At 31.4% G+C, this 25940-nt stretch carries 26 protein-coding genes; 7 read left to right on the top strand and 19 right to left on the bottom strand.

The features are described from left to right. Positions 1 to 112 precede the first annotated feature (112 nt). From WNY78_RS18200 to WNY78_RS18175, 6 genes are all read right to left on the bottom strand, one after another. Positions 113 to 1279 carry an acyl-CoA dehydrogenase family protein gene (locus WNY78_RS18200; RefSeq protein ID WP_342874655.1) on the bottom strand — a complete coding sequence of 389 codons (1167 nt, stop codon included), beginning with the start codon at positions 1277 to 1279 and terminating at the stop codon, positions 113 to 115. 18 nt (positions 1280 to 1297) lie between these two features. Further along, a complete protein-coding gene (locus WNY78_RS18195) occupies positions 1298 to 2176 on the bottom strand; it encodes a helix-hairpin-helix domain-containing protein (protein ID WP_342874654.1) in 879 nt (292 codons plus the stop codon). A gap of 10 nt (positions 2177 to 2186) precedes the next feature. After that, positions 2187 to 3773, bottom strand: coding sequence for an alanine/glycine:cation symporter family protein (locus tag WNY78_RS18190; RefSeq protein ID WP_342874653.1), 1587 nt, complete (start codon positions 3771 to 3773; stop codon positions 2187 to 2189). A 92-nt stretch (positions 3774 to 3865) separates the two neighbouring features. After that, on the bottom strand, positions 3866 to 4885 hold the full coding sequence (locus WNY78_RS18185; RefSeq protein WP_342874652.1) for a potassium channel protein: 1020 nt from the start codon (positions 4883 to 4885) through the stop codon (positions 3866 to 3868). After that, entirely contained in the window at positions 4882 to 5109 is a 228-nt protein-coding gene (locus WNY78_RS18180) for a PspC domain-containing protein (RefSeq protein WP_342874651.1), read from the bottom strand. The genes WNY78_RS18185 and WNY78_RS18180 overlap by 4 nt, the downstream gene beginning before the upstream one ends. A gap of 55 nt (positions 5110 to 5164) precedes the next feature. Continuing rightward, positions 5165 to 6442 (bottom strand): DUF2851 family protein, encoded by a 1278-nt coding sequence (locus WNY78_RS18175; RefSeq protein ID WP_342874650.1) that lies wholly within the window; start codon positions 6440 to 6442, stop codon positions 5165 to 5167. Positions 6443 to 6495: 53 nt separating this feature from the next. On the opposite strand from WNY78_RS18175, the gene WNY78_RS18170 reads away from it, so the two are divergent. The 4 genes from WNY78_RS18170 to WNY78_RS18155 all read left to right on the top strand — a co-directional run bounded on the left by WNY78_RS18170 (position 6496) and on the right by WNY78_RS18155 (position 10476). After that, complete coding sequence (locus tag WNY78_RS18170) at positions 6496 to 6963, top strand: DUF1572 domain-containing protein (RefSeq protein ID WP_342874649.1); 468 nt, start codon at positions 6496 to 6498, stop codon at positions 6961 to 6963. Positions 6964 to 7063: 100 nt separating this feature from the next. Further along, positions 7064 to 8218, top strand: coding sequence for an acyltransferase (locus tag WNY78_RS18165; RefSeq protein ID WP_342874648.1), 1155 nt, complete (start codon positions 7064 to 7066; stop codon positions 8216 to 8218). A 170-nt stretch (positions 8219 to 8388) separates the two neighbouring features. Next, positions 8389 to 9867, top strand: coding sequence for a hypothetical protein (locus WNY78_RS18160; RefSeq protein WP_342874647.1), 1479 nt, complete (start codon positions 8389 to 8391; stop codon positions 9865 to 9867). Between the two features lie 15 nt (positions 9868 to 9882). Beyond that, positions 9883 to 10476, top strand: a complete 594-nt coding sequence (locus WNY78_RS18155) for a DUF6705 family protein (RefSeq protein ID WP_342874646.1) — start codon at positions 9883 to 9885, stop codon at positions 10474 to 10476. Between the two features lie 196 nt (positions 10477 to 10672). Here the strand turns inward: WNY78_RS18155 and WNY78_RS18150 are convergent, their stop codons facing one another. Both WNY78_RS18150 and WNY78_RS18145 read right to left on the bottom strand, forming a co-directional pair. Further along, entirely contained in the window at positions 10673 to 11410 is a 738-nt protein-coding gene (locus tag WNY78_RS18150) for a uracil-DNA glycosylase family protein (RefSeq protein ID WP_342874645.1), read from the bottom strand. Continuing rightward, complete coding sequence (locus tag WNY78_RS18145; protein ID WP_342874644.1) at positions 11411 to 12133, bottom strand: tetratricopeptide repeat protein; 723 nt, start codon at positions 12131 to 12133, stop codon at positions 11411 to 11413. An 88-nt stretch (positions 12134 to 12221) separates the two neighbouring features. On the opposite strand from WNY78_RS18145, the gene WNY78_RS18140 reads away from it, so the two are divergent. Continuing rightward, entirely contained in the window at positions 12222 to 12347 is a 126-nt protein-coding gene (locus tag WNY78_RS18140; protein WP_342874643.1) for a 30S ribosomal protein THX, read from the top strand. A gap of 87 nt (positions 12348 to 12434) precedes the next feature. Here the strand turns inward: WNY78_RS18140 and yaaA are convergent, their stop codons facing one another. From yaaA to WNY78_RS18110, 6 genes are all read right to left on the bottom strand, one after another. Beyond that, positions 12435 to 13193: a peroxide stress protein YaaA gene (gene yaaA, locus WNY78_RS18135; protein ID WP_342874642.1), complete on the bottom strand. Its 759-nt coding sequence runs from the start codon at positions 13191 to 13193 to the stop codon at positions 12435 to 12437. 101 nt (positions 13194 to 13294) lie between these two features. Then, entirely contained in the window at positions 13295 to 14683 is a 1389-nt protein-coding gene (locus tag WNY78_RS18130; RefSeq protein WP_342874641.1) for a DUF5672 family protein, read from the bottom strand. Next, complete coding sequence (locus WNY78_RS18125; RefSeq protein WP_342874640.1) at positions 14667 to 15851, bottom strand: glycosyltransferase family 9 protein; 1185 nt, start codon at positions 15849 to 15851, stop codon at positions 14667 to 14669. The genes WNY78_RS18130 and WNY78_RS18125 overlap by 17 nt, the downstream gene beginning before the upstream one ends. A 155-nt stretch (positions 15852 to 16006) precedes the next feature. Next, a complete protein-coding gene (locus WNY78_RS18120; protein ID WP_342874639.1) occupies positions 16007 to 16234 on the bottom strand; it encodes a hypothetical protein in 228 nt (75 codons plus the stop codon). Positions 16235 to 16289: 55 nt separating this feature from the next. After that, positions 16290 to 17330: an RluA family pseudouridine synthase gene (locus WNY78_RS18115; protein ID WP_342874638.1), complete on the bottom strand. Its 1041-nt coding sequence runs from the start codon at positions 17328 to 17330 to the stop codon at positions 16290 to 16292. 1 nt (position 17331) lies between these two features. After that, complete coding sequence (locus tag WNY78_RS18110; RefSeq protein WP_342874637.1) at positions 17332 to 17892, bottom strand: PASTA domain-containing protein; 561 nt, start codon at positions 17890 to 17892, stop codon at positions 17332 to 17334. 180 nt (positions 17893 to 18072) lie between these two features. On the opposite strand from WNY78_RS18110, the gene WNY78_RS18105 reads away from it, so the two are divergent. Both WNY78_RS18105 and coaD read left to right on the top strand, forming a co-directional pair. Further along, positions 18073 to 19047, top strand: a complete 975-nt coding sequence (locus tag WNY78_RS18105) for a D-alanine--D-alanine ligase (RefSeq protein WP_342874636.1) — start codon at positions 18073 to 18075, stop codon at positions 19045 to 19047. Positions 19048 to 19080: 33 nt separating this feature from the next. Further along, the gene (gene coaD, locus WNY78_RS18100; protein WP_342874635.1) at positions 19081 to 19536 is read left to right on the top strand and encodes a pantetheine-phosphate adenylyltransferase; all 456 of its coding nucleotides are present in this window, start codon (positions 19081 to 19083) and stop codon (positions 19534 to 19536) included. On the opposite strand, the gene WNY78_RS18095 is transcribed toward coaD, so the two are convergent. The 5 genes from WNY78_RS18095 to WNY78_RS18075 form a co-directional block, all read right to left on the bottom strand. Then, entirely contained in the window at positions 19529 to 20179 is a 651-nt protein-coding gene (locus tag WNY78_RS18095) for a response regulator transcription factor (protein ID WP_342874634.1), read from the bottom strand. The genes coaD and WNY78_RS18095 overlap by 8 nt on opposite strands. A gap of 68 nt (positions 20180 to 20247) precedes the next feature. Further along, on the bottom strand, positions 20248 to 22131 hold the full coding sequence (locus WNY78_RS18090; RefSeq protein ID WP_342874633.1) for a tetratricopeptide repeat protein: 1884 nt from the start codon (positions 22129 to 22131) through the stop codon (positions 20248 to 20250). Positions 22132 to 22444: 313 nt separating this feature from the next. Next, positions 22445 to 24298 (bottom strand): PQQ-binding-like beta-propeller repeat protein, encoded by a 1854-nt coding sequence (locus WNY78_RS18085; RefSeq protein ID WP_342874632.1) that lies wholly within the window; start codon positions 24296 to 24298, stop codon positions 22445 to 22447. Positions 24299 to 24308: 10 nt separating this feature from the next. Beyond that, on the bottom strand, positions 24309 to 24845 hold the full coding sequence (locus WNY78_RS18080; protein ID WP_342874631.1) for a DUF6252 family protein: 537 nt from the start codon (positions 24843 to 24845) through the stop codon (positions 24309 to 24311). A 142-nt stretch (positions 24846 to 24987) separates the two neighbouring features. Further along, positions 24988 to 25938 carry a GSCFA domain-containing protein gene (locus tag WNY78_RS18075; protein WP_342874630.1) on the bottom strand — a complete coding sequence of 317 codons (951 nt, stop codon included), beginning with the start codon at positions 25936 to 25938 and terminating at the stop codon, positions 24988 to 24990. Positions 25939 to 25940 lie beyond the last annotated feature (2 nt).

The following is a 25940-nucleotide window of genomic DNA, read 5'->3' as shown; positions in this document are numbered from 1 at the left end:
TTTTCGCTAAAATAATAATTAAGATATTATGTCGCTGGTTTATAATCTTTATTGTCAATTACCATTTTAGCGATAATTGAAATTGATTTTCGCTAAAATAATAATTAAGATATTATGTCGCTGGTTTATAATCTTTATTGTCAATTACCATTTTAGCGATAATCTCACGTAAGATTTCAGAAGTTCCACCACCAATTGGTCCCAATCTACTATCGCGCAATAATCTTGCCATAGGATATTCTTCCATATAACCGTAGCCTCCTAAAAACTGAAGACATTGATAAATCACTTCATCTGCCATTTTGGTTGAACGCAATTTAGAAATCGTAGCTTCTTTAACTACATATTCTCCATTGTTAAGACGATCTGCTATTGAATAATTAAATTCTTTACACATAATCATATCTGCGTAGCAATCAGCAAAGGCATGTCTCAAGGCTTGGAATTTATCAATAGATTTCCCGAAAGCTTGTCGTTCACTCATATACTTTTGGGCATAATCTAAAGCAAATTCTGCACGAGCGTGAGAATTAATACCCATGATTAAACGCTCTAATGCAAAGTGTTGCATGATATAAGGAAAACCTTTGTTCTCCTCACCCATTAAGTTTGATACTGGAATTACTACATTATCAAATGCAATCTCACCAGTGTCTGATGCTCGCCAACCTAATTTATCAAGCTTTGTAGCCGAAATTCCTGGTGTATCACGATCCATTACAAATATGCTAATACCTTTATTACCTAGCTCAGGATTAGTTTTTGCACAAACCACTAAATAATCGCTATATACTCCATTGGTAATAAATGTTTTAGACCCATTAATGACGTATGTATCTCCTTTTTTAACTGCAGTTGTTCTCATACCTGCAACATCACTACCACCAAATGGTTCTGTAATACATAGACAACCTATTTTTTCTCCAGTGATACTTGGTGCTAAATATTTTTCTTTAATAGCGTGATCACCTTCTTTATTAAGGTGAGTCATTGCTAAATAGGCATGTGCCCAAATTGCGGCAGCGAATCCGCCAGAATTTACTTTTTGTAATTCTTCAAGTAAGATAACAGTGTAAAACAAATCGAGATCCATACCACCATATTCTTCAGGATATGCTAAACCGAAGAAACCCATTTCTCCAAATTTCTCCCAAATGAATCGTTCTATATGACCTGTTTTCTCCCATTTTTCAATATGTGGAACAACTTCTTTTTGCAAGAAATCTTTTAAACTTTGTCTAAATAATTCATGTTCTTCTGTGAAGTATCTACTGCTCATATTGTGTTATTTTTATCTTTAATCGATGGACAAATATAACTTAATTATCTCACTTTTTTTGACCGGAAAACCTTTAACTTTTGTTAGTTCATCAAAGGACTTAAATCCTTCTCTAAGCGTTCTCTGCTCTATAATATTATGAGCAATCTCATAATCAATATATTTAATTGTCACCAATTGGGCAATGGTCGCCTCATTAATATTGATTTTAGTAATTGGTTGTGCAGTTTTAACCGTAAAATCGTTTAGCGCTCTTTCAATGACTTCTGGTGACAAACCATATACTTCCTGAAGTTGAACATCTGCAATGAAGTCTCCATATTTTGTTCTGTAGGCTACAATACGCTCAGATAATTTTTCTCCAATACCATACACTCGTTTTAATTGTGCTGCAGTTGCAGTGTTTAAATCTTGTTTTTGTTCAAATGTTTTTGGTTTTGAATTATTTGAAAAACTGTTAGTATAGTTTGTTTTGGGTTTAGGGTTTGTTACCCAATCTGGAAATTTGAAATAAGGCGATATTTCTGCTAAAAGGGAATCGGATACTTTGGTTACCTTTTGAAAGTCTTTTGCAGTATTCACCCATTTATTTGTTTTTCTAAAGGCGTGAAGTCTATCAATTTCAGCATTAGACATTCCTAAAGAATAGCCTTTAAAATCTGTTATATAATTTGGATTGAATGGAAATATAACTGGTTTTGAAGCTTCTAATTTTGCAATTCTCAGAGAATCCATCTCTGCCTCAAACATAGAAATATCTTGGGTATTTGTATCAAATTTTTCAGAAGAAAAATCAATAAAATAATACGCACATTGAACAGCCAATATCAAAATTAGCAATAAAAAAATCCCACTTCTCTGTTTTTTAGTAAACGAAAAGTGGGATATAAAATTCATTGTTTCTGGTTTATGATTTATCAGCTTTAATTGCAGCCATGTATCTATTTAATTCTTGCTTCACTTTAGGTGCAAGGATAATTAAACCAACCATATTGGGAACCATCATGGCAAATACCATCGCATCTGAGAATCCTATTACAGAACCTAAACTTGCTGCTGCTCCAATAACTACAAATATGCAAAATATTACTTTGTAGGTGTACTCTGCTTTTTTAGATCTTCCAAATAAATAAGTCCATCCTTGAAAACCATAGTAAGACCATGAAATCATTGAACTAAATGCAAATAATACAACTGCAACTGTTAATACATATGGGAACCATGATATTGATGATTCAAACGCACTTGACGTTAATAAAATAGCTTGAGCGTCATTTGCTGGCGGATTTAAAGGATCTACAAATCCAGTAATAATTAATACTAAAGCTGTCATTGTACAAACAACAACTGTATCAATAAATGGTTCTAATAATGCAACCATTCCTTCACTTGCTGCATATTTTGTTTTTACTGCTGAATGCGCAATAGAAGCCGAACCAATACCAGCTTCATTTGAGAATGCTGCACGTCTAAATCCTTGGATTAACACACCAATTGCACCACCTGCAATTCCTTCTGGACTAAAAGCGCCATTCCAAATTGCTGCAAAAGCACTACCAATCATATCGTATTTCGCGAAGATCACAAATAATGATGCTGCCACATATATGACTACCATAAAAGGCACAATCTTATCTGTTACTTTAGCAATCTTTTTTATACCTCCAATAATTACAATACCAACAAGAACAGCCATTACTAAACCAAAAGCCCAACCATTTCCGTGTAAAAAGGATTGTTCTCCACCTGTTATATTTTCTACTAATTGAAATGCTTGATTAACTTGAAACATGTTTCCACCTCCAAATGATCCACCAATTACAAAAATGGCGAATAATACAGCTAATACTTTACCTAAACCTCCTAGTCCTTTTTCTTTAAGTCCTTTTGTAAGGTAATACATTGGTCCACCGTAAACGGTTCCATCTTCTGCAATATCTCTATATTTTACACCAAGTGTACATTCAACAAACTTAGAAGCCATACCAAGAAAACCTGCTACAATCATCCAAAACGTTGCTCCTGCACCACCAATAGAAACTGCAATTGCAACTCCTGCGATGTTACCCAAACCGACAGTTGCAGATAATGCAGCTGTTAAGGCCTGAAAATGTGACACCTCTCCTTCATGATTTTCTATAGCAATAGTTTCTATATTATCACCTCCTGGAGTTGAATCACCTGCACCTATTAAAGACTCGTGATGATCTAATTCATCATACTTTCCTCTTACAATATTTACAGATGTAAAAAAGCCTCTAAAATTGATAAAGTTGAAATATATAGTAAAGTAGATTGCTCCAATTATTAAAGGAAATAATACCCAATAGACACTTACAGTATCGGTAAATGGAATTTGATAAAATATTGCTTCTACAAACCATCCTGTTGCATCACCAAATTTTTCATCGATGACTTCATCAATACCTTTGTCTTGAGCAAAAGTTAGAAGCGGTAAAATGAGTGCAAAAATTGAAAGAAGATGTTTCTTCATTGTATAATTTAATTAGTTAGTTACGTATAATGTGACAAGATGCTAAAAAAATTCGACTTTTTAAAGCATCGCTTGTTAAAATGAAACTCCGTTTATGTGATATCGTAGAGCGAATTCAGTTTTTGAATTTGCTCTGGTCTACCTAAAACAATAATTTTAGAATTAGGGACTAATTTTAAATCGGCCTCAGGATTAACGAGATATTCGCCTTCTGCATTCTTAAAACCAATAACATTACATCCTGTTTTTTTCCGAAGATCTAGATCTCTAATTGTTCTTGTTGCAGAAGTATCATACAATTTCTCAATTGGGATTTCTTCTATATTAACATTAGTCTTACCTACAATAGACAAGTTATCAATAAATTCAATTAAACCAGGAACAACCACTAAAGATGCCATATGATCGCCTCCAATTCTATCTGGAAGAATCACATGATTAGCTCCTGCTAATTTTAATTTTTGGTAAGAAGTTTCTTGAGAAGCACGACTTATAATATTTAGTTTGTTGTTGATTTGTCTAGCAGAAAGCACCACAAACAGATTATCTGCATCATTTGGCAAAGCCGAAATAAGCGTACTTGCACGTTCAATTCCTGCTTGTTGTAATATGTCATCCTCATTAGCATTCCCTAAAACAAAAGGCACCATTTCGTTTTGAAATTTCTCCAAAATCTCTCTATCTTTCTCTATCACAACAAAAGTTTTATTATAGGCTAACAATTTTTGCGAAGCCTGTTTTCCATTTCTTCCGTAGCCACAAATAATGATGTGATCTTTAAAACCGTCAATTTTCTTTTGCATCTTTCTTTGTTTTAGTTCTTCAAAATTGTTTTTACTTAAAATATATTCGGTGATGACCGTAATAGCATAACCTAAGATGATTACACTTGCTAAAATTAAAATTATTGTAAATATTTTGGCATTATCATCTAAGGGTTGTACCTCTCCAAAACCGACTGTAGTAATAGTAATCACAGTCATATAAATAGAATCTACCCAAGAGTAATTGGACATGATTTTAAATCCAAAAACGCCAACAAGCAACACAAATACCAACAGAAAAACTGCTGTATAAATTTTTACTCTAAAAAATTTTATTAAGGGATTCATAAATCAAATACAGAAGAGCGTTTGGTATAAACAATATCTTTTATTTTTATCCAGAAAGCAAAAAACAAATACAACGCAAATCCGAAACCTAAAGTAGCAAACGTAAGGTACATAAAAGAAGTCCTCACAATTTTTGCTCTAATCCCAATACGGTCTGCAATACGTTGACACACGTAAAACCCACGTTTTTGAAAATAGTAAAGCATTTGGTAAAAACTGTTCATATTGCAAGTTAAAATTTATTTCTTTTTTTACGCTATCTAATTCTATAAACTTCAATTAAGAAGCATTAGTGAGTAGTGCATTCCCAATTGCGCATTGTAAACATTTATTTTTATCGCAATACTCACTTTTTAATTGAATGAAAGCTTGAGATTCTAGAGCCGATTTCGGTTTATGTTTTAATTGGCTAAAACCATCTACAACAGAATTTTTTTCTGGTACTATTGCATTTATAATTTCTAAAATCGAATCATCAATTGCCTCACCGTTTTGCTTTGCGTAGCAAAATTTTATTGGTAGAATCGTATTTATAAGTAACAAATCTACAAATGCTTTCGTTACTTTTTTTGTGCTCTGTTTAGACTCTTTATCAAAGGTGTAGTGGGTATTCCAAAATGGTGAGGTATTCACTTCAAAAAGTGTATAAATGTCTTTTAGGTTTTCTGCGGAAATTACTTTTGAAAACAACTGCTGTTCTTTATGATATAAATTTGCAAGTTGAGATAATCGTATCGTTGGAAAATTTGGAGGTCGTAATCTAAAAAATTGCACGTTGATAACACCTTGGTTATCTAACTGAAATTTTTGTTTTAGAAATTTGTATTCTTTCTGAAGCGTCTCATAATAATTAGTACTACTCTCCTTCTCCAACAATCCTGCTTGTCCAAAAAGTAAAGCTTCCAACTGTTCTAAGTTAGAACCTGTTTTTCTCACTATTGAATAGTCTATGGAATTTGCTATGCTTGCAAAGGCTGATCCGTTGACTTTAAGTCCGAAGTTTTTGAAAAGCAATTTAAACAAGACAGCTTCCCAATCGTTTTTTGAAGCTTTTAATACCTCTTCAATAGTATTAGATTTTCGTTCTAAACGTTCAAAGTATAATCGTTCTTGCCAATTTTTGAGTGTAAATTCATCAACCTCAGGAAAATCCTGTTCACAGTTAATCCATTTGTTTTTTGAGGAGAAGAGCTTTTGGTAATTATTTAAAATTTCCGAAGAGATAAAAGATTTGAGCTCTAAGGTTGGAATTGTAGAATTATCACTTCTAAAAATTTCTGTATCGTGCTCATAAACTACATGCAAAATCACATTATCATAAGCAGCATCTTGCTCATGACCATGAACAAACCAATCGCTAGATTTGATATGGATTTCTATATTACCAGCCCAAAGCTGATCTCCAATTCTTACTTGACCGTTAAAAAAATCTGGTCCAGAATTATGATTGTGCTGTCCTACATTAACGATTTTTAAACGCTCATGCTGCGTTGTTTTTAATTGGAGTACATTAAACTTTTTATGTAACCATAAGTAGTGTAAGAAATCTTCTTGCATGCTTAAATGTAATTCAATTTTTTAAAATAAATAATATTTTGTTTTTTTATAAGATGAAAACTGCACAACATTTAGCTACACATTTAAGAGGTGTATTTTTTGGAGGCAATTGGACGAGTGTGAACCTCAAAGATCAATTGGCAACTATTACTTGGGAAGAAGCCAACTATAAGATCAAAGATTTAAATACTATTCTTGCACTTACCTATCATATTGGTTATTACATTACAGGTGTGCTAGAGGTTTTTAATAATAGACCACTTGAAATTAGAGATAAATTTAGTTATGACCATTCTAAAATTAAAAATGCAAAAGATTGGGAAACGCTATGTGATACTATTTTAAATCATGCTGAAATTTTAGCACAACACATTGAGGTCTTAAAAGAAGACATGGTTTGGAGTGATTTTGAAGACCCTAAATATGGTAACTATTACAGTAATATAACAGGAATTATTGAACACACACATTATCATTTGGGACAAATTGTTTTAGTGAAGAAACTAATAAAAACACGATAATTGATATATCTACAAACACGTTTGTTGACTTCATTAAAAAAAGTCGAACTTTGATTAACTCAACCAATCGACATCCTAACACATTGTCAAACACTCATGAATGACTCCTTCTAATCCATTTTTTGCGCTTTTAATTATTTTAATTACCTTTTGTACAGGTTATATTATAAATTTAAAATACAAATTAAAAGTTTCTCCAAACAGGTTTGAAACCATTGATGGCTTAAGAGGTTTTCTTGCTGTAAGTGTGTTTATTCATCATTCAAATATTTGGTATACTTACGTTCAAACTGGAAATTGGGCATCTCCAGATTCAAACCTTTTTAATCAACTCGGTCATACAAGTGTTTCTTTATTTTTTATGATTTCTAGTTTTCTTTTTGTGAAAATGCTAATGGATTTCAAAGGAGAAAATTACGACTGGAAGTCATTTTTCGTTAGACGAATTTTTAGGCTAGCACCTTTACATTTTTGTATAACTACAATTATAATAGTCATTGTGTTTATTCAAAGTAATTGGGAACTTAACGTGAGTTATACAACACTTACCAAAAATTTAATACAATGGTATGGTTTTGGAACATTAGGATTAGGACCCATAAATGATTTTAGAGCCACTATAATAAACGCTGGAGTTCTTTGGTCTTTACCTTATGAGTGGTTACTTTATTTTTGTTTACCATTAATATCAATACTTATTTTAAAATCAAAACCAAAACTATTCTATATACTATTAGGTGTTATTTTTATAATAATTAGCCTTCAATTTAGAAGTTATAGATTTGTACATCTTCTATCTTTTTTAGGAGGAGCTATTGCTCCTATAATCTTAAAGTATAGTAAGAAAAGTATAAACTATAATAATTGGTGGTTTACAATACTCCTATTGTTCTCAATGATATTAGTTTTTCAATTTTATTCTTCAAATAATTATATCTGTAAACTTTTCATTATAATATCATTTACACTTATAGCCTTAGGTAATACCTTTTTTGGGCTACTAAAAAATACGACGCTCAAACTACTTGGCGAAATTAGTTACAGCACGTACTTGATACATGGTGTATTATTATTTGTTACTGTACACTATATTTACGGATTAGAACAAACCAAATTATTATCTCAGACAGACTATTGTTTACTAATACTAATGATGTCTCCTTTCTTGATAATTATTAGCTTCCTAACTTATCTATTTATTGAAAAACCTTTTATGGCAAGAGCAAAACGTATTACAATGACCACTATTAGATAAAGCTTGTATTACTTTTATGCGGAAATTTTAGTCCAACAAGCCACGACTTAAAAGTTGAAACTTTAACACTTAAAAACTAAATTGTACTTAGAACTACGTATTGATTTGAACAATTTTTATTTTAGTTTTGTTGTCTAATTAAGACATAAAAAAATCAAATCACCTTACTTATGAAGAAATATCGCTTTAAAAACTATTTATTATGTGGGATATTCCTAATTGGGATTTGTGTTGCAATGAATTCTTGTCAAAAGGATGTCATTATTGATGGACCACAAAACCAAATTAAACGAAAACTTCCTAAAAATCTTAAATCTACTATTATATCTATTGACTCTGTCTTAAATGAAAATAAAAGTATTAAAAGGCAACTATTAAAAATAGGCATGAATTTAAATTCCAAAAATAGAACGTTAACATCAAATTTGGGATTTAGCATTGACACTTCTTTAGTTCTTAAGATAGAAACAGATAGCTACAATAGTTATTCGTTTCAAACAGAAAGAGATACAGAAACACCAAATAATCTAGAAAACTATATTATCACATATTACAATACTGGTAATTATGTTCAACATCTTATAAATTATCCAATTTTAGAAGATGGAATTTATGATTTTGATAATGCCCAAATAGAAATAATACATGATGAATCTTTAATTTTCATGCGTGAAAGTTGTGTTATGGTTGCTGAGTTTGAAGAATCTGTATGCACAGAACATGTTTGTGGTGACCCTCAAGGTGCTGCACATACTTTTGCGCAAGGTGATGCTTGTCTTTATTGGGGAACCTCATTATCTGCTACAAAAAATTGCACCCAAGCTGGCTGGGTAGAAAATGAGTTTTGTAGTGGTGGCTCTGATAATGGTAGTGGACCAGGTAATGGTGGTGGCACAGGTGGTAATAGTAATGATGATGATGATGATGATGATGATGATGAGCCCATAGTTATTATACCTACAGATAACAATATTATTAAACATAAATCAAATTGCAATGCCCTCAATAAACTAAGTCAGTCTGATGAACACAGTGCAAATATTAATCCACTTGTACAAGAATTGAGAACAAGAATTAACGAAGAGAAGGAGTATTCTGTAAATTTTAAAAAGAATATTAATTTTGGTGAGGAATATAGTTTTCCAAATGACGAAGGCATTATTGAAGGTGATAGTAAAACTGTTTCAACCATTCATTGGGGAATACAACAATTTGGAGCTATCCATACTCATCCTGTAGGTACAATCCACATGTTTTCATGGAAAGACGTAGATAGATTAAGATTGGTTTATAATAATTTACACGATAACTTTACTAAAGAAGATGTATTTGTAATGATTGTTAATGGTGATGGCACAGTATATGCGATAAAAGTAAATGATATTAATGCATTAAATACTATATTGGATGAAGAGTTGGAAAACGTAAAAGGCAAAACAATAGAGATTAAGGAAAACAAATTGAATGAAAGGTTAAGTAAAAAATATAGAAAAAGTGACGATGATGAAACTGTATTCCTTGAAAAATTTCAGAATTATGGTGTATCTTTATATAAAGCTGATGACGAAAATTTAAGCAATTGGAGTAGATTAGATTTTGACAACATAACTTTAAACAATCCAAATGTAATATCAATACCTTGTAACTAAAAATAAAATAAAGAAATGAAAAAATTACTAATAATATCAATATTCACAATAGCTTTCACCTGTAAAGCACAAAGCCCAATATTTCCGTTAGAGGATTGGGACAAAGAACAATCCAATGCTTATTATAAAGATTTAGATAATGAATTAGATACCTTTGTAGGCACTTGGCTTTATACTAATGGTAATACATCTTGGAAAATAAAGTTAAAAAAAGAAATAACATTTTTTAATGACAAGTATTATGAAGACCTTATTGTTGGCGAATATCAATACATAGCTAACGGAATCCAAATTATTAACACCTTACCAAATATAGATACTGTAAATGGATATCTTCATGAAATAACAGGCAATTCAATATATAAAAACTGTGACTATTTACCACCAAGTGACTGCATACCTGGTGAGAGCAGATTAATCACATCTTTATCAGATCCATTAACAGGTCACGCTGCAACGGTAATTTTGAGTAAACGTATTGTTGATGGTCTGGAAACTATAATTGCTTATGTGATTTTTGAACAATTAAGTTCATATAATGGTTACTCACTACCTAAACCGGAACCAACAATGCCTTGGCAGAAAGAATATACATTGATTAAGCAATAAAAACACATTATAGTAAAGTTTAAAAGCAAGCAAGTACCGTAATATTTTTAATAAAATCCAGAACTTAACTTTAATTATTGAACACCTTCTAGTTTTGTAGTTATAGAGCAGTAAATATTATACTAAAAAGTAGTTTAAACATTTCAAAATGTTCAAGCTACTTTTTTTTTAAATAAACTATAATATTAATCATACTCTAAAAAAACTCACGATACTGCATGACTCTAAAATCAAACGTATTAAAGTTTGAGTTTTTAGCTTTAAGCTCTTTGTATAATGGGTTTCTACTAATTGAGATATTTGCTGCGCCAGAGGACGAGGTTAATGAGATGGTTTTGATGCTTCTTTTGTTTGGAGATTCTTCGCTACGCTCTGAATGACAATCACACTCTGAATGAGAATCACACTCTGAATGACGTTGGTCTTGATGGTAATCAAGTTCAAACTCATGAATTCTTGGTGTTTCGTTGGAGACTAGTTTTAATTTTAAGTTGTAATTTTTTAGATGTTTTCTGAAAAAATATTCTGGTCCGTTTTTACTGTTGCCACCTGTAAATAAAAGGGTATCTATATTTGGATATTGTTTGAGGTAACCAATCACATCTCTTAATTTGATGTTAGTCATCCCAATATCTGATGCATCAATTTTTTCACGCTCTGCTCTGTCAACAATATCGCAAACTCCAATTTTGTGTTGTATTAAATAGTCTTTACGTTGATCTATGGCCTCTTGAGAATTATCGTATCGTAAATCCAGATTATGGATATTGTCTATAAATTTCCAAAGTGAGTTGTGGTAGCTTCCGTAGCAAAAATTAACATCTTTTTCGAGTAAGTTTCCTGTTGTAAACCTTGGAGGTGGTAATGTACCAACAATAAGTTTTGTGGTGTCTTTTCTAATAAAAGGTTGGTATGGATGTTTGTGTTGGAACATCTATAACGTTTTTAAAAGTCGTTCTACTTCACGTATAGTTGCTCTATATTTTTTTCTATTTATAGTAGTCATGTGTTGTGACTCAATAGAAATCTCGTTTAACAACTCTTTTGCTTCTTCTCCTTTATTTTTATTGATATATAGCTGAGCAATTTGTAGGCGTTCTGCATAATTAGAATAGCGTTGATCTATAAATTTCAACTGCTTTTCAGCTTCTTTGGATTGTCCTAAATTTTCTAATGATAATCCATAATAAAACTGCGCTTTCGAGCCTTTAAAATCGGTATGATCTTTTACTTTTTCAGCATAAAAAATCACTTTATCATAATTTTGAATAAAATAATAGCATTTGATAAGCTGAAATAAGACATAAGTATCATTATGAAAATCTTTAGCTATTGCTGTTTCATAATGTGAAATCGCAGTTTTAAAATCTTTGATTTCTAAAAAGGCATCAGCAAGATTTACTCTATTTTGAAATGTTTCAGAAAACTCTAAGGTCTTTTCTAAATCTCTTACCTTTTTCGATGGATTTATAATTGTTGTTAGTTCTTCTTGAATTTTATTAACATCACGTTTATTATAAACTTGAGTAATGAGATAAATTATACAACCAATTGCAGGCAGAAATATGATTAAAAAAAACCAGTAATAATCGTTCTTATTTTTATACAAATGATAAATACAAAACACTTGCAAGGCAATGATTAAATAATATGGCATTTGATAAATTAAGATTAAAGACTAAAAACACTAAAGTAAATTTTTAAATTTTAATTATCTTAAGATTTATATTTAAAATGAAAAGATCATGGGAAAAGGAGACAAAAAATCAAAACGAGGAAAAATCAATATTGGCAGCTTTGGTGTTAAGCGACGTCGTATAAAAAAACGTCCTAGAACTGAAGACAAGATAAAACCTGGAAAAAAACCGTAACTGAAATTAATTAAGCAATTACGCTTAACTAATAATGAGATTCCTCGTCGTACCTCCATCGGAATGACAAACGGAAATAGTTTTACATTATCTGGTAAACACCAATTCATTGTTACTAGATAAATCTTCAGTAAAGCGATAATTCTCTGCATTAAAACCTTTGATGTCTTCAATCGTTTTAGCATTAGTTTCTATTATATATCTAGCCATTAAACCTCTTGCTAATTTTGAAAAAATAGCAATGGTTTTATATTGTCCATTTTTTAACTCTTGAAACTTAATAGTAATGACTGGTACTTTTAGAGCTTTTGTATCTATTGCTTTAAAATACTCGTTACTCGCCAAATTTAAAAACAACTCGTCATCTTCTAACTCCTCATTTAAAGATTGAGTGACTTGCTTTTTCCAGAACTCATAGAGGTTTTTATTTTTACCGATAGGGAATGTTGTTCCCATTTCTAAACGGTAAGGTTGAATAAGATCTAAGGGTTTTAAAATTCCGTAGAGACCAGAAATTATACGCACTGTATCCTGAACTTTATCTAACTTCTTACTCTCAATTGAATACGCATCTAATCCTCTATACACATCTCCACTAAACGCATAAATGGCTGGTCTTGCATTGTCTTTTGTAAAAGGCAATGTCCATTCTTGGTTGCGCACATAATTTAATTGACCTAAATTATCTGAAATCTTCATCAATTTAGATAAACTCTTAGCCGATTTCTTTTTCAGCAGTTTATTAATACGCAATGATTGGTCTAAAAATCTAGCTTCAGTAGATTTTTTAGTTGGTAGTTTACTATCGTAGTCTAAAGATTTTGCTGGTGATAGGACGAGTTTCATAGATTCAAAAATTTATATCCAAAAATACAAATCTAGGGATGACTTTTCAACTCATTAACAAAAAGAAAAACTATGAATGGATAAATAAAATTTATATAATTCTATTTATTAATCTGTTCCGCTAATACTTCCCACTCAAAATTGAGATATAATTTACTTCTGGCATCTAATGGGTTTGCTGAGTTTTTTAGAATCTCTAATTTATCTGCTATTAGCTGCTCATTAATATCGCTATCTCTAATTAAACTGTTATGCTGAGTTTCTTCGGAATCTTTATGCTCTTTATGCACAATATTTGAAAAACCATACAGATAAAATTTAGTTCCTAAAGCCTTTTGTTGATGGTAAAAAAAGATGTCCTCATAACCGTAATTTCCGGAGAATTCCTCATCAACACCTGTTGTTTTCATGTACACCTTTTTAGTCATAAAAAAAACGTTAACATGTGGTCTTACAGGTTCTAAATTAGAAATGGTATTAAATTTAAACACCGAATTATTAGGTAGACTATAATCTACTAACTTGCTTAATAAATTTTCTGGAAATATCACATCGAGATCTGTGACAATAAAACGTTCAGATTTTGCATAGGTGACACCAAGATTTCTTGCGCCTCCTTGATTCCACATAATATCAGTTGTAACTCTTATAAGCGTATAATTAAGGAAAGTATCCTCTGGTATTTTAACAGGTATTGGAGAATGATCATCTACAAACACAAAATGCATTTGCTTCAGTAAATCTCTACTATAACTACTATAAATATCTATTAATTCTTGTAATGGGTTTGATTGATTGTCCTCTAAATAAATCTGAACAACATAACTTAATTTTATAATGTTAGAATCATCTTTTTCTTTTTGAACTTGATCAATAAATTGCCTATGCTTATCATCACTAATGAATTTCTCACTATCCCATAAAGAAATATCTGCGTTATGAAATCCAAACTGTCCATTCCAAGTATTGTTTTCTACGCTAAATTTTTGTGCAATCTCTTTAGGCGCATATTTTATGCCTTGAGCTTCTAATTCTGGTTTATAAGTTTTACATATTTTAAAATCTTCAGGATGAAAATCAACAATGCTTGGTTCGTTTTTCAAAATATGTAGCAATTTTTTAGACCTCAAACTAAAACCGCCATTTCCCATTCCCCAAAAACAAGGTGCACCAATGTAATCGTACTCTAAAAAATCATTGGACCAACGATTGGGATTAATAACAAAACCATCATATTGAAATACTAAAACAAAATCGGTATCTACATAGTTGTACAGCTCTTTAATCATAAATTCGCTGTAAGCTTCAATTGATGTTATCTTCGGAATTTTAACAACTCGATTATCGTTAGATTCAAAATGTGTTAGGAGTTTAACCGACTTAAAATTGATGAATTTTTCTGAAATATCTGCAGCACAGATTAGTCTGTTTAAATCCACACAGTCTACTCCTAATAAAGTAACATTTTCTAAATTAAGCATTGACTTCATTAATAATATTAAAATCTAAATTAGGAAAAGGTGTAAAAACAAGTAACTTATTTAAAGACTGAAATGTCTCTCTAAATTGAGTTGGCATATGTTCTATTGAAATATCTTTTTCGGTTAAATTATTAGCTAAATATTTACGACTTTCAAAATCTTTAATTTCTAATAAATACTCGTTGGCTTTACTAGAAAAAATATAAGAATCATCTTCAATAATAATTTTAAAATCTGGATTTAAACAATACAAATCCGAAGGTGAATTATATATTTTATGTAGCAATTTAAGCAACTGAAAAAACATTTTCTCAGGCTTCACACTATTTAAACATACACGATCTTTACAGTTAATTATGACTTCATAATTACATTTTAAACCACAATTACCTTTTTTACCCCAAATAAGTTCAACTTTTTCAGAAAAAGCTCCCCAAGACCCTGGACCTGTTGGACCATAAATTGTGAGTATTGGGATATTAAATGCACCAGCTAAATGTGTAATACCTGCATCATTTCCTATATGAAATTGTGCACCAGATACTTCATGAGCAACCGCATCTATATCTCCAGTAATTAGTTCGTAATTTAGATTCTCTTTTACAAAATAAGACTCTGGACTAGGATCATCAGGTCCTATGATAATTTTTGCAGTAAGTTGAGGAAATGCATCATGAATAAGCTCAATCAGTTTTGCATAATAATCTATTGGCCAAGCTTTCAATATAAATCCTGCTCCTGGATGCACTGTATAATAAAGATTTGAAGCTTTTCTCTTTTCAAAAAAAGGATACCGCTTTTTAGATTTTTCTATTTCAGAAAACACTGAAACAATTCCATCCTTATAATGTTCAATAGAATGTTGTCTAACTCTTTTATGCGTATGGTATTTAATTTGAGGCTTTTTTTCTGCAGTATTATTAAATCTTGGATAGTTACCTAATTCAATTACTTCGGTATAATTAGCTTCATCAACTAGATTTTCGTCAATAACTGTAATACCTTTTAAATGGGTTTTAAATAATTGAACAAGCCTAGGCTGAGTTGCATAAGTGACCTTATCAAACTTTTGTTTCAGCATATATAATGACGGAATTGTAAAAAAAATATCACCTATTCCTCCATAACTCTTATAAACTAAAATTGATGATTTTACATCACTTTTTGAAGCACTCATTCTTTTTATTTAGGATATTATTGAAATCATTGAAAAGCAAATACTATTGTAAACAAAAGTGTTTTTCAAATCACACCTTAACGGATCATTTGAAAAACACTTTATTATTTTTTGAAAACTAGTTTTATCTTGAATTCATTCAGAATGAAACACTACTAATCTTCGTAGTATCCATCATCATAATACCCATCATCGTAATAGCCATCATCATAATAACCATCATCATAATACCCATCGTCATAATATCCGTCATCGTAGTAACCATCATCAAACATTGCATCATCATCAGATGAACATGATACTGCTGATAAACCTACAATACTTGCTACAGATGTTATTGCTAATGCTTGTCCTGATTTCTTTATAAAGTCTCTTCTTTTCATATTTTATGCTAAAATTCTTACTCAAAAATAATATTTTTTTTTACTTCACCAAACTCTAATCAGAATCTTTGTGCTTTGCGTAATGCCTCCACTTTTCAATACAGTCTTGCATGTCTTTTGGTATTGGCGAATCAAAACTCATCTTTTCACCCGTTTTAGGATGTATAAACCCCAGAGTTCGAGCATGTAACGCTTGCCTTGGCAAAATCTTAAAACAATTATCTACAAACTGTTTATACTTTGTAAATGTCGTTCCTTTTAAAATGCGCTCTCCACCATAGCGTTCGTCATTAAAAAGTGTATGACCTATATGCTTCATATGCACACGAATTTGATGTGTACGACCAGTTTCTAATTTACAAGTTACCAATGTAACATAGCCTAAACGCTCAATAACCTTATAGTGCGTAACTGCTGGTTTCCCTTTCTCATCTGCATCTTCACCTTCAAAAACAGTATTTTGCAGTCTGTTTTTTGGATGACGTCCAATGTGACCTTCAATTGTGCCTTCATCTTCCTCCATATTTCCCCAAACAATTGCCACATATTCTCGCTCACTAGTTTTATCAAAAAACTGTTTTGCCAGATGCGTCATCGCCTGTTCTGTTTTGGCAACAACTAATAATCCAGACGTGTCTTTATCAATTCTATGAACTAATCCTGGACGCTCGCTTGAGTTATTAGGCAAGTTGTCAAAATGAAAAATCAAAGCGTTAATTAATGTACCTGAATAATTTCCATGTCCTGGATGAACAACCATTCCTGCAGGTTTATTAAGCACTAATAACTGATCATCTTCATAAACAATATCTAAAGGAATATCTTCAGGAGTCAATAAATTTTCAAAAGGTGGATGCTCAAAAAGCACACGAATCTTATCAAAAGGTTTGACTTTATAATTCTGCTTTACTTGAACATCATTGACGTAAATACTTCCATCTTTAGCTGCTGCCTGAATTTTATTTCGGGTGGCATTCTCGATGCGATTCATCAAATATTTATCTATTCGAAGTGGTGCTTGTCCTTTATCTGCTGTAAAGGAATGATGCTCATATAAATCGTCATCATCTTTCTCTGTTACTGTATAATCAGCCATTTTAGTTGGATCCTCGTTTACCGTTACCTAAAACAACATCAATTTTTGAAGTTAGCGGAAGCATATCTCCTGCTTTTATAGTTTCACCTTTGTACTTAATCGCAATCACTTCTTCTTTACCTATATCATCAACATAAGTCACGTTACCCACTTCAAAACCTAAGGTTTCTAATGTTGGTTTTGCTTGCCTAAATGTACGACGTACAATATTAGGCACTGAGACTTTACGATATCCTGACGGATTTAAAGTCAGGTAAATTTTTCTATTTTCTTTAACCTGAGATCCTGCTGTTGGATATTGTTCTATCACAGAAAACTTAGGATATTTAGGATTGTAATTTGCTGAATCTTGAATTTCCATCACCAAATCATGATCATTTAATTCTATTTTAGCTGTTTCTAAAGACTTTCCAGTTAACTCAGGAACCTTAATGAACTCACCATGATTAGTGGTGCTCTTTAAATACTGCATGGTTAGAAACACAATAACAATCAAAGCGATTATTGCTAATCCTATTTGCTTAAAAAATGTTTTACTCTTAAGAAACTGTACTAAACTCATTGAATAATTTATTATCTGACAAATATATAAAAACGAAAGGGTTTATTTGGTATTTTAGCTTAACTGAAAATAGTGATATTTTATTGTTATTTTTAATTGAATTATAAAACATAAATCTTTTTTCTTCGGAAATAGATATTGAATACTGAAATGGATTCAGCACAAGTAACTTCAGCAAGCATGAAAAAAAATATTGCCATCATTATGGGTGGATATTCTAGTGAATATGAAATCTCCTTAAAAAGCGGACAAGTCGTTTATGACACGCTAGATAAATCAAAATACAATACCTATCGCGTTCATATATTCAAAGAGAAATGGGTTTTTGTTAATGATATGAATGAGGAATTCCCAATTGATAAGAATGACTTTTCAGTATTAGTCAATGAAACAAGAATTAATTTTGATTGCGTTTTTAATGCTATTCATGGTTCACCTGGAGAAGATGGTTTTATGCAAGGCTATTTTGAGTTGTTGGATATTCCGCATACAAGTTGCAATATGTATCAAGCCGCATTAACATTTAATAAGCGAGATTGCTTAAGCGCTCTAAAACCCTACGGAATTAAAACGGCTGAATCTTACTTCGTTAATTTAGGAGATGTAATTGATGAAAATGCAATTGTTGCTAAAGTAGGTTTGCCTTGCTTTGTAAAAGCCAATCGTGCTGGAAGTAGTTTTGGAATTACCAAAGTGTATAAAAAAGAAGAATTACAACATGCGCTTGATGTTGCTTTTAAAGAAGATGACGAGGTGATTATTGAATCTTTTCTTGACGGCATTGAAGTCTCAGTTGGTGTCATCAATTACAAAGGTAAAACTGTGGTTTTGCCAATTACTGAAATCGTCTCAGACAATGATTTCTTTGATTATAAAGCAAAATACCTTGGACAATCCCAAGAAATTACACCTGCAAGAATTGATGAAGACAAAGCAGAACAAGTACGAACGCTTGCCAAAAAAGTATACGACGTTTTAAAGCTTAAAGGATTTAGTAGAAGTGAATACATCTTTAAAAATGGAGAACCTCACCTATTAGAAGTCAATACAGTTCCTGGGTTAACAGCAGCAAGTATTTTACCTCAGCAAGCTGCAGCAGCCGGAATTAGTATGAGTGAGTTATTTGAGAATGCGATTGAGGAAAGCCTAAAATAAATTATAATTATATTTGATAGCAGAAATCAAACTATGAAAAGAGCAATATTCCCAGGATCATTTGACCCAATCACTTTAGGTCACTACGATATTATAAAACGTGGTATTAAACTTTTTGATGAAGTTGTAGTTGCTATTGGTATTAATAGTGAAAAAAAATATATGTTCTCCTTAGAGGAACGTCAACAATATATAGAAGAAGCTTTTAAAGATGAACCAAAAGTTAAAGTTGTCACTTATACAGGTTTAACCATTGATTTTTGTAAAGAAATTGATGCAGATTTTATACTTAGAGGATTAAGAAATCCAGCAGATTTTGAATTTGAAAAAGCTATTGCACATACCAATAGAAAATTATCTAAAATTGAAACTGTCTTTTTATTAACTGCTGCAAAAACCTCTTACATTTCTTCATCTATTGTTAGAGATGTCATTAGAAATAATGGTGATTACACTGTTTTAGTCCCAAATAGTGTTCGTGTTAAATAAGATTGTTACGTTTTGCTTTCTGTACAGCTTCTAGTTTATTATGTACTTGTAGCTTACGGTAGATGTTTTCGATGTGTTTTCTAACCGTACCTTTTGATACAATTAGATTTTCTGAAATTTGAATATAATTTAACCCTTTACTTAAGTGTTCTAAAACTTCGGTTTCTCGATTGGTTAATTTAATATCTTCTTTGTCTTTTTCGTTTTCTATACTCAAAGGGTTGCGAAGTAATTTCAACGTTTTAAGCGCAATTGAAGGATTCATAGCTGCGCCTCCATTTAAGGTTTCAATAATGCCATCATGTAAATTTTTAGCATCAATCTCTTTGAGCAAATAACCATCTGCTCCTGCTTTTATTGCATTGAAAATATTTTCGTCATTATCAAAAACCGTGAGCATGATAATTTTTATGTGTGGATATTTTTGTTTGATAATCTCTGTTGCCTCAATCCCATTGAGAACTGGCATTTCAATATCCATTAAAATCAAATCAACATTTTGGTTGTTTTCAATTTGTGATAATAAATCAGAACCATTTACAGCCGTAAACTTAATTGTAAACTCATCAAAAAATGACAACTTCTCTTTGACTGTATTAATTAAAAACGAATTGTCGTCAACGATAACTATTTTGATCTGCATTGGTCTATTATTTAGAACTTAAAGGTAATTTATTTACTACGTATTTGTTATACGTTATATGTCGTATTTTATGAATGCTTAATCTTTAAAACAACCTGAGTACCTTCATCAATTTTTGAAGTAATCTCAAAATCTGCAGCGATATCCTGAGCTCTTTTATTCATGTTATTAATACCATTTCCCATCTGTGTATTTTGTAAATCAAAACCAATACCATCATCCTCGATTTTAAATATGAGTGTGCTTTCTTCAGCAGAAAAACTAACTTTTATATGTTTTGCTTCAGAATATTTCAAAGCATTATTTATACTTTCTTGGATGATACGATAGATATTCATCCCTTCAACAGATGAAAATTGGAGATTTCCAATTTCCGAAGTATAGGAACTAAAACTAAAGTCCACTCCATCTGAAGCTACATCTGCTTTGTCAATAAAATTTGAAATTCTAGATTGCAAATCTTCTAGTGATATTTCGGTTTTATTCATTGCCCAAATAGTATCTCTCAACTCATAAATGGTAGACGTCGTAAATTCACTAATGGTTTCTAATTTACTTGTCAATTTCTTGTCTTTGATATCAAAACCATATTTTAAATTATCTATAGATGAAATTATAAATGTGAGTTGCGCACCAATATTATCATGCAAATCTCGAGAGATCCTCAATCGCTGTTCTTGCAATTTATTTTGAGTTTCAATTTTAAGAAGCGCATCTTTTAATTCATTTTCCTTTTGTAATTGACGGTTTTTTAATCGTTGTTGGCTATAAAACAAATAACCAATTCCTGCTAATAAAGCTGCAAACACAATTAAACCTAATAACTGTGTATTTTTTTTGTTTAGACTGAGTTCTTTTTCTGCGATATCTGCACGTTGGGAAGAGATTTCTTTTTCTTTTTTTTCGGTTTGAAATGCAATATCCAATTTTGCTATCTTTTCATTTGTCTCTATATTTAATGTACTATCCCTAAACTTTGCCAATTGTTTATGGTAAGAAATTGATTTTTTCAACTGATTTTTATATTCATAATAAATAGAATAATTTATCAAAGCTGCTTCAATATCTGTTGACACTTTAGAGTTGTTGGCATAATAATAAGCGCTATCTATGTAGGTTTTAGAATCGTCAGTTTTTCCGCTAGACAACAAAACATCTGCAATATTATTATAACTAGCAGCAACACCTGCAAGGTTTCCAATAGATTTTTCAATGGTTGCAGATCTATTAAAATACACTAATGCAGAATCAATACTATCCATATAGTAATAAACAGCACCTACATTATTTACAGACTCTGCCATTCCTTTTTTGTCATCTAAACCTTCTTCAATTTCTAGAGAATATTTAAAATAATCTAAAGCTTTATCTAAATCTCCATCATTAGCATAAATGATTGCAATATTATTATACACTTCAGAAATTCCTTTTTTATTATCCAGTTTTTCAAATGAAGTTTTTGCTTTTAAATGGTAATCAATTGCTTTATCATTAATCCCGTTATAACTATAAACTAAACCAATAGCATTATGAGTTGTTGCAATTTGTCGCTCCATTTTCTTGGCTTCATAAATACTCAAAGCCTTTATATAACTAGCTAATGCTTCGTCATAAAGCCCTAAGTTTCTATTTACAACTCCAATATTATTATAAGCAGAAGCTAAAATTAGAGAATCATTAATTGTTAATGCCTCTTGTGATAGTGCTTTAGCTTCTTCAAAACGACCAAGATCACGAAATACAATTCCTATATTATTTTTGGACTTTGCAATTCCATTTTTATCAATTTTTTCTTCGGAAATTTTAAGTGCAAGTTCTAAAATCTCCAATGCTTTATTGGGATCAGATTTATAAATATCCATTGCCAAATCATTAAGCTGATTTGGTGAATCTTGAGAATACATAAGCTGTATTGTAAAACACAGACATATAATGAGAAGTAGTTTTTTCATCTGAATATGATTAATAGCACTTTCAAGATACTATTTTTTTGAAATAAATGAATGACTATTGATTTTTGAAGTTTTAAAATTAAAATAGGTAGCGTATATCTTAATCTGACTTTTGGGCATAAAAAAAGCATCAGATTTAATAGACCTTTTTGGGGACAATAAATTAGCTGACGCTTTTTTAAAATTGATTAATAGCAAGACGAATATATAACTAATTGTCAGTTGAGTAGGATTTTTTCGACAAGTTGCATTTAAAAAAGATTAAGCGTAATTCACTAGAAATCACGCCTAATCATAATCTCAACAACAAGATTTAATTATTAAGATTGTAAGCATAGATTGTTTTATCATTTACTTTGTAGTACAAAAAGCCACCAAATTCATCGACTTGGTATTCTGGTTTTTTGTCTTTTAAAATGATTTCTTTCTCTACTTCACCTGTGTCTTTATTCAATTTAACAAGACCTACACCATCGTCTAGTTTTGTAAGTACAAATTGTGCATCTTGAGTAGCAGATGTTGCTTTAAATCGTTTTAGCATTTCTGCAACAGATGCTCCAGCTGCCGAAGACATTCCTGCAGATAAATTATTTAAACGATCACCTCTAGCTGTATATTGACCTATTCTATTTCGTTCTGTCATATTAGCTTCATAGGATGCTGAAGCAGATGCTGTTGCTGCTGCTACAGCTGTAACTCCAGCTAGAATAGCACCAAAAGCACTTTTTCCTGGCGCTCTTTTGTATTCATGCCAAGAATTATCACCATTCCAATCTAACATCATCATATTTTGATCTGATGCTAATAAAATCCCTCCATCTCTAACTTCTACCGAAGTCGGATCTTCTTTACCTTCAAATTTGGCTTCTGCTAATAGTTCAGATGTTCCAGAATTAGCATCTATACTATATAATTTTTCATCTGCTGTAATTAAGTACCTGTCATTCTTCTTATCATAATCAGAACTCACTACATCTGCTCTTTTAAATTTCAAAGGTTTTTTCCATACTTGATCTCCAGTTTCTAAATTCACGATATTGGCATCTTCCGAAGTGATATAAATTAAACCCTGAGGCGTTGTTGCCATGGTTAAAATATTTTCTCCTGTCTTTAAAGGTTTTTTAAATAAAGTTTGTCCGTCGTATGAAATCTTATTAATTCCGCCTTCTTTAATTCCGAAGAGAATACCATCATCCATAATATAAAAATGCTGAACATATCCTTTTGTTTTAGGTGCTTTTTCCCATAAATCTTCTCCATTAGATGCGCTAAGTAAAGCAATTTTAGATTCTGATGCTGCACCAAAAGTGCTACTACTACCAGCAACATCACTAACTACTGCTAAACCTTGAGATAATATTTGAAAGTTAGAAACATTCCCTTTTACTTTACGTTCATCTGCCCAAGTTGATGCTCCATTTGCACCAATCTTATAAATCTTTGTATTTTTTTTATTTGAAGTAGATGCAAAAGCATAAATATCTTTTTCTGTGTCATCTGCGACCATCCATCCAATATATTTTAGTTCATTTTCCCAAAGCACATTACCAGATGTCATATCAATTTTCATTAACCCTTTTGTAGTTGGTATAATAACACCATCAGATAAAACGAGAGGTGTTCCCATGGCTTGTCTAGTGCCTTTAAATGCATAAAAACTAATTTGATCACCAGTATTTAAATCATAAATTGCTACTGCTTGAACAAACTTTTCATCAGATCTTCGTTGACCACTAACAATTAGCTTGTTTGACGGCATAAGTACTTGAGACATTCCTATGGCTTTCCATCCATTTTTTTCGGTACTAAACAACACTTTTCCAGACATATAATCGATCACAGCACTTTTAGTTTGTAAACCACCAAAACCTGTTTGACCAACAACGACATAAGGAGCTCTTGGTATAAAATTGAGTTCCTCTGGTTTTACGCGTCCATAATCTGTAAAATTAAATAGTAATCCATCTTGACCAGGTTTAATTCCAACTAAACCGTCATTGGTTGCTACCACCACAGTGCCTCCTTCTGTAATAGTCATTTCGTTAATCTTTGCTCCAAGTTCATAATTATGGTCTGGAGTTTCTGCTTTTTGAGCGTTAAGTGAAGTTGCATTCATTACGAATACAACTATCACTAAGCTCTTAATTTGAATTAATAGCGTTTTCATGGTTCTCCTTTTAGTTTACAACTTGCTTATTTAAATCAAAAGAGCCATCTGTTATTGTTTTGATTGATTGATCACCACCTACATTTTTGCAAGTAAAATTGAAAGTTCCAATGACTTTAGAATCTGTTTCATCTGAAATATTGACTTCTCCAACCATTGAATCATTGTAAGGCGCTTGCCAAATTTCAGTTGTAGAATTTTGAGGGTTGTTTAAATCCACATCCGTTTCACTATAAGAGCCAACATTTGCAATATTTGCTCCACCACCAATTGGATAAGTACCAACGCCTTCATAACCAAAAATGGTAATTGAAAATGCGTTACCATCGCTATTTGATGCGATGATTATTAAATTTTGTCCAGAATTTGCAACTGTTGCAGAGGATGAAATTTCCATAGATTGAAAATTGGCTCCATCTACTTTTGCTGTTAATGATCCAGATGGTGCACTTCCTGGCGCTCCTCCATCGTCATCACTTGAGCATGACGTTAAACTTAGTAATGATCCTACCATTACAAATAACATAAATTGTTTTAAATTTCTCATTGTTGAATAATTTTGTGATTAATAATGAGACAAAGTTGCGTTATATCACAAGGCAAGACAATACGACATATGACGTATATTTTGTAAAATATAATTAATTTAATTTTCAACCAACTGATTTACAGTATTTTGAAAATTATTTTTAAAAATGAATATGAGGTAAATTAGTCATCAAATGCTGTTTTTTCTCTTCTAATTGTGTGAGAAAGGTTTGATGGGCTGCAGAGTGTGGATTAAACGGTCTATGAGATAATCCTTTTTGAATCTCGTCAACAGATGTCATTGTAGTATTTGTTTCTTCGGAAATGTAAACCTCTTTAAAACGTTGCCATATATAATTAACAGCAGTCGTATTTGGATGTAACATATCTTCTTTATAGAATCTATAATCACGAAGTTCATCCATCATAATCTCATAAGACGGGAAATAGTAGTTATGGCTTCTTGGTTCTGTTACTTGATGAATTGCAGTAATTAGATGTGATTTACTTTGCGTATTCTCAACAAATCCATCTTTAATATGTCGTACTGGTGAAACTGTAAAAATAAAAGCGACCTTAGGATTTACACTTTTCACCAAACTCATAATCGCATCAAGAGATTCTGAAATTTGTTCTACGGAAAGCAACTCCTTTAAAAATTTTTTCTGCGGAATCTTATGACAATTAGCAACAAACTCATCTGTTTCAATAAAGCGATAAGCCCAAGCAGTTCCTAAAGTGATGATTATATGAGAAGCCTCTTTTAAAAACTGATGTGTATTTCTAATTTGATTGTTCAAATCTTGGAGTAATTCAATTTCCGAAGCATTTGAAAATTTAGAATGTGCATCATAACAATGCCATTGCTCATTATGAAAAAAGAGATCGTCTTTGGTATATGTTTTTTCGTTAATCGCATTGATTATCAAACTTTCAATCGCTAAAGGATGAAACAAGATCCCAAACGGGTTTTGCAATTTCTGAAATTTAAAATACTCAAACTTCTCACCTATATTCTCAGAAAAACAAGAACCTAACAAAAGCACCTTTGAGTTATAATCTATTTGATTATATCTGTTTGGTTTTAGTGGTATTATGGTTTGTAGGTTCATAT

It is taken from the genome of Psychroserpens sp. AS72 (assembly GCF_038900375.1).
Taxonomy (GTDB): Bacteria; Bacteroidota; Bacteroidia; order Flavobacteriales; family Flavobacteriaceae; genus Psychroserpens.
This window is presented reverse-complemented; position numbering and strand designations above follow the sequence as displayed.

Excerpts from the sequence above, each read along its gene's own strand:
- WNY78_RS18200 (WP_342874655.1), bottom strand. The coding sequence starts at position 1,279 with ATGAGCAGTAGATACTTCACAGAAGAACATGAATTATTTAGACAAAGT.
- WNY78_RS18195 (WP_342874654.1), bottom strand. The coding sequence starts at position 2,176 with ATGAATTTTATATCCCACTTTTCGTTTACTAAAAAACAGAGAAGTGGG.
- WNY78_RS18190 (WP_342874653.1), bottom strand. The coding sequence starts at position 3,773 with ATGAAGAAACATCTTCTTTCAATTTTTGCACTCATTTTACCGCTTCTA.
- WNY78_RS18185 (WP_342874652.1), bottom strand. The coding sequence starts at position 4,885 with ATGAATCCCTTAATAAAATTTTTTAGAGTAAAAATTTATACAGCAGTT.
- WNY78_RS18180 (WP_342874651.1), bottom strand. The coding sequence starts at position 5,109 with ATGAACAGTTTTTACCAAATGCTTTACTATTTTCAAAAACGTGGGTTT.
- WNY78_RS18175 (WP_342874650.1), bottom strand. The coding sequence starts at position 6,442 with ATGCAAGAAGATTTCTTACACTACTTATGGTTACATAAAAAGTTTAAT.
- WNY78_RS18170 (WP_342874649.1), top strand. The coding sequence starts at position 6,496 with ATGAAAACTGCACAACATTTAGCTACACATTTAAGAGGTGTATTTTTT.
- WNY78_RS18165 (WP_342874648.1), top strand. The coding sequence starts at position 7,064 with ATGACTCCTTCTAATCCATTTTTTGCGCTTTTAATTATTTTAATTACC.
- WNY78_RS18160 (WP_342874647.1), top strand. The coding sequence starts at position 8,389 with ATGAAGAAATATCGCTTTAAAAACTATTTATTATGTGGGATATTCCTA.
- WNY78_RS18155 (WP_342874646.1), top strand. The coding sequence starts at position 9,883 with ATGAAAAAATTACTAATAATATCAATATTCACAATAGCTTTCACCTGT.
- WNY78_RS18150 (WP_342874645.1), bottom strand. The coding sequence starts at position 11,410 with ATGTTCCAACACAAACATCCATACCAACCTTTTATTAGAAAAGACACC.
- WNY78_RS18145 (WP_342874644.1), bottom strand. The coding sequence starts at position 12,133 with ATGCCATATTATTTAATCATTGCCTTGCAAGTGTTTTGTATTTATCAT.
- WNY78_RS18140 (WP_342874643.1), top strand. The coding sequence starts at position 12,222 with ATGGGAAAAGGAGACAAAAAATCAAAACGAGGAAAAATCAATATTGGC.
- yaaA (WP_342874642.1), bottom strand. The coding sequence starts at position 13,193 with ATGAAACTCGTCCTATCACCAGCAAAATCTTTAGACTACGATAGTAAA.
- WNY78_RS18130 (WP_342874641.1), bottom strand. The coding sequence starts at position 14,683 with ATGAAGTCAATGCTTAATTTAGAAAATGTTACTTTATTAGGAGTAGAC.
- WNY78_RS18125 (WP_342874640.1), bottom strand. The coding sequence starts at position 15,851 with ATGAGTGCTTCAAAAAGTGATGTAAAATCATCAATTTTAGTTTATAAG.
- WNY78_RS18120 (WP_342874639.1), bottom strand. The coding sequence starts at position 16,234 with ATGAAAAGAAGAGACTTTATAAAGAAATCAGGACAAGCATTAGCAATA.
- WNY78_RS18115 (WP_342874638.1), bottom strand. The coding sequence starts at position 17,330 with ATGGCTGATTATACAGTAACAGAGAAAGATGATGACGATTTATATGAG.
- WNY78_RS18110 (WP_342874637.1), bottom strand. The coding sequence starts at position 17,892 with ATGAGTTTAGTACAGTTTCTTAAGAGTAAAACATTTTTTAAGCAAATA.
- WNY78_RS18105 (WP_342874636.1), top strand. The coding sequence starts at position 18,073 with ATGAAAAAAAATATTGCCATCATTATGGGTGGATATTCTAGTGAATAT.
- coaD (WP_342874635.1), top strand. The coding sequence starts at position 19,081 with ATGAAAAGAGCAATATTCCCAGGATCATTTGACCCAATCACTTTAGGT.
- WNY78_RS18095 (WP_342874634.1), bottom strand. The coding sequence starts at position 20,179 with ATGCAGATCAAAATAGTTATCGTTGACGACAATTCGTTTTTAATTAAT.
- WNY78_RS18090 (WP_342874633.1), bottom strand. The coding sequence starts at position 22,131 with ATGAAAAAACTACTTCTCATTATATGTCTGTGTTTTACAATACAGCTT.
- WNY78_RS18085 (WP_342874632.1), bottom strand. The coding sequence starts at position 24,298 with ATGAAAACGCTATTAATTCAAATTAAGAGCTTAGTGATAGTTGTATTC.
- WNY78_RS18080 (WP_342874631.1), bottom strand. The coding sequence starts at position 24,845 with ATGAGAAATTTAAAACAATTTATGTTATTTGTAATGGTAGGATCATTA.
- WNY78_RS18075 (WP_342874630.1), bottom strand. The coding sequence starts at position 25,938 with ATGAACCTACAAACCATAATACCACTAAAACCAAACAGATATAATCAA.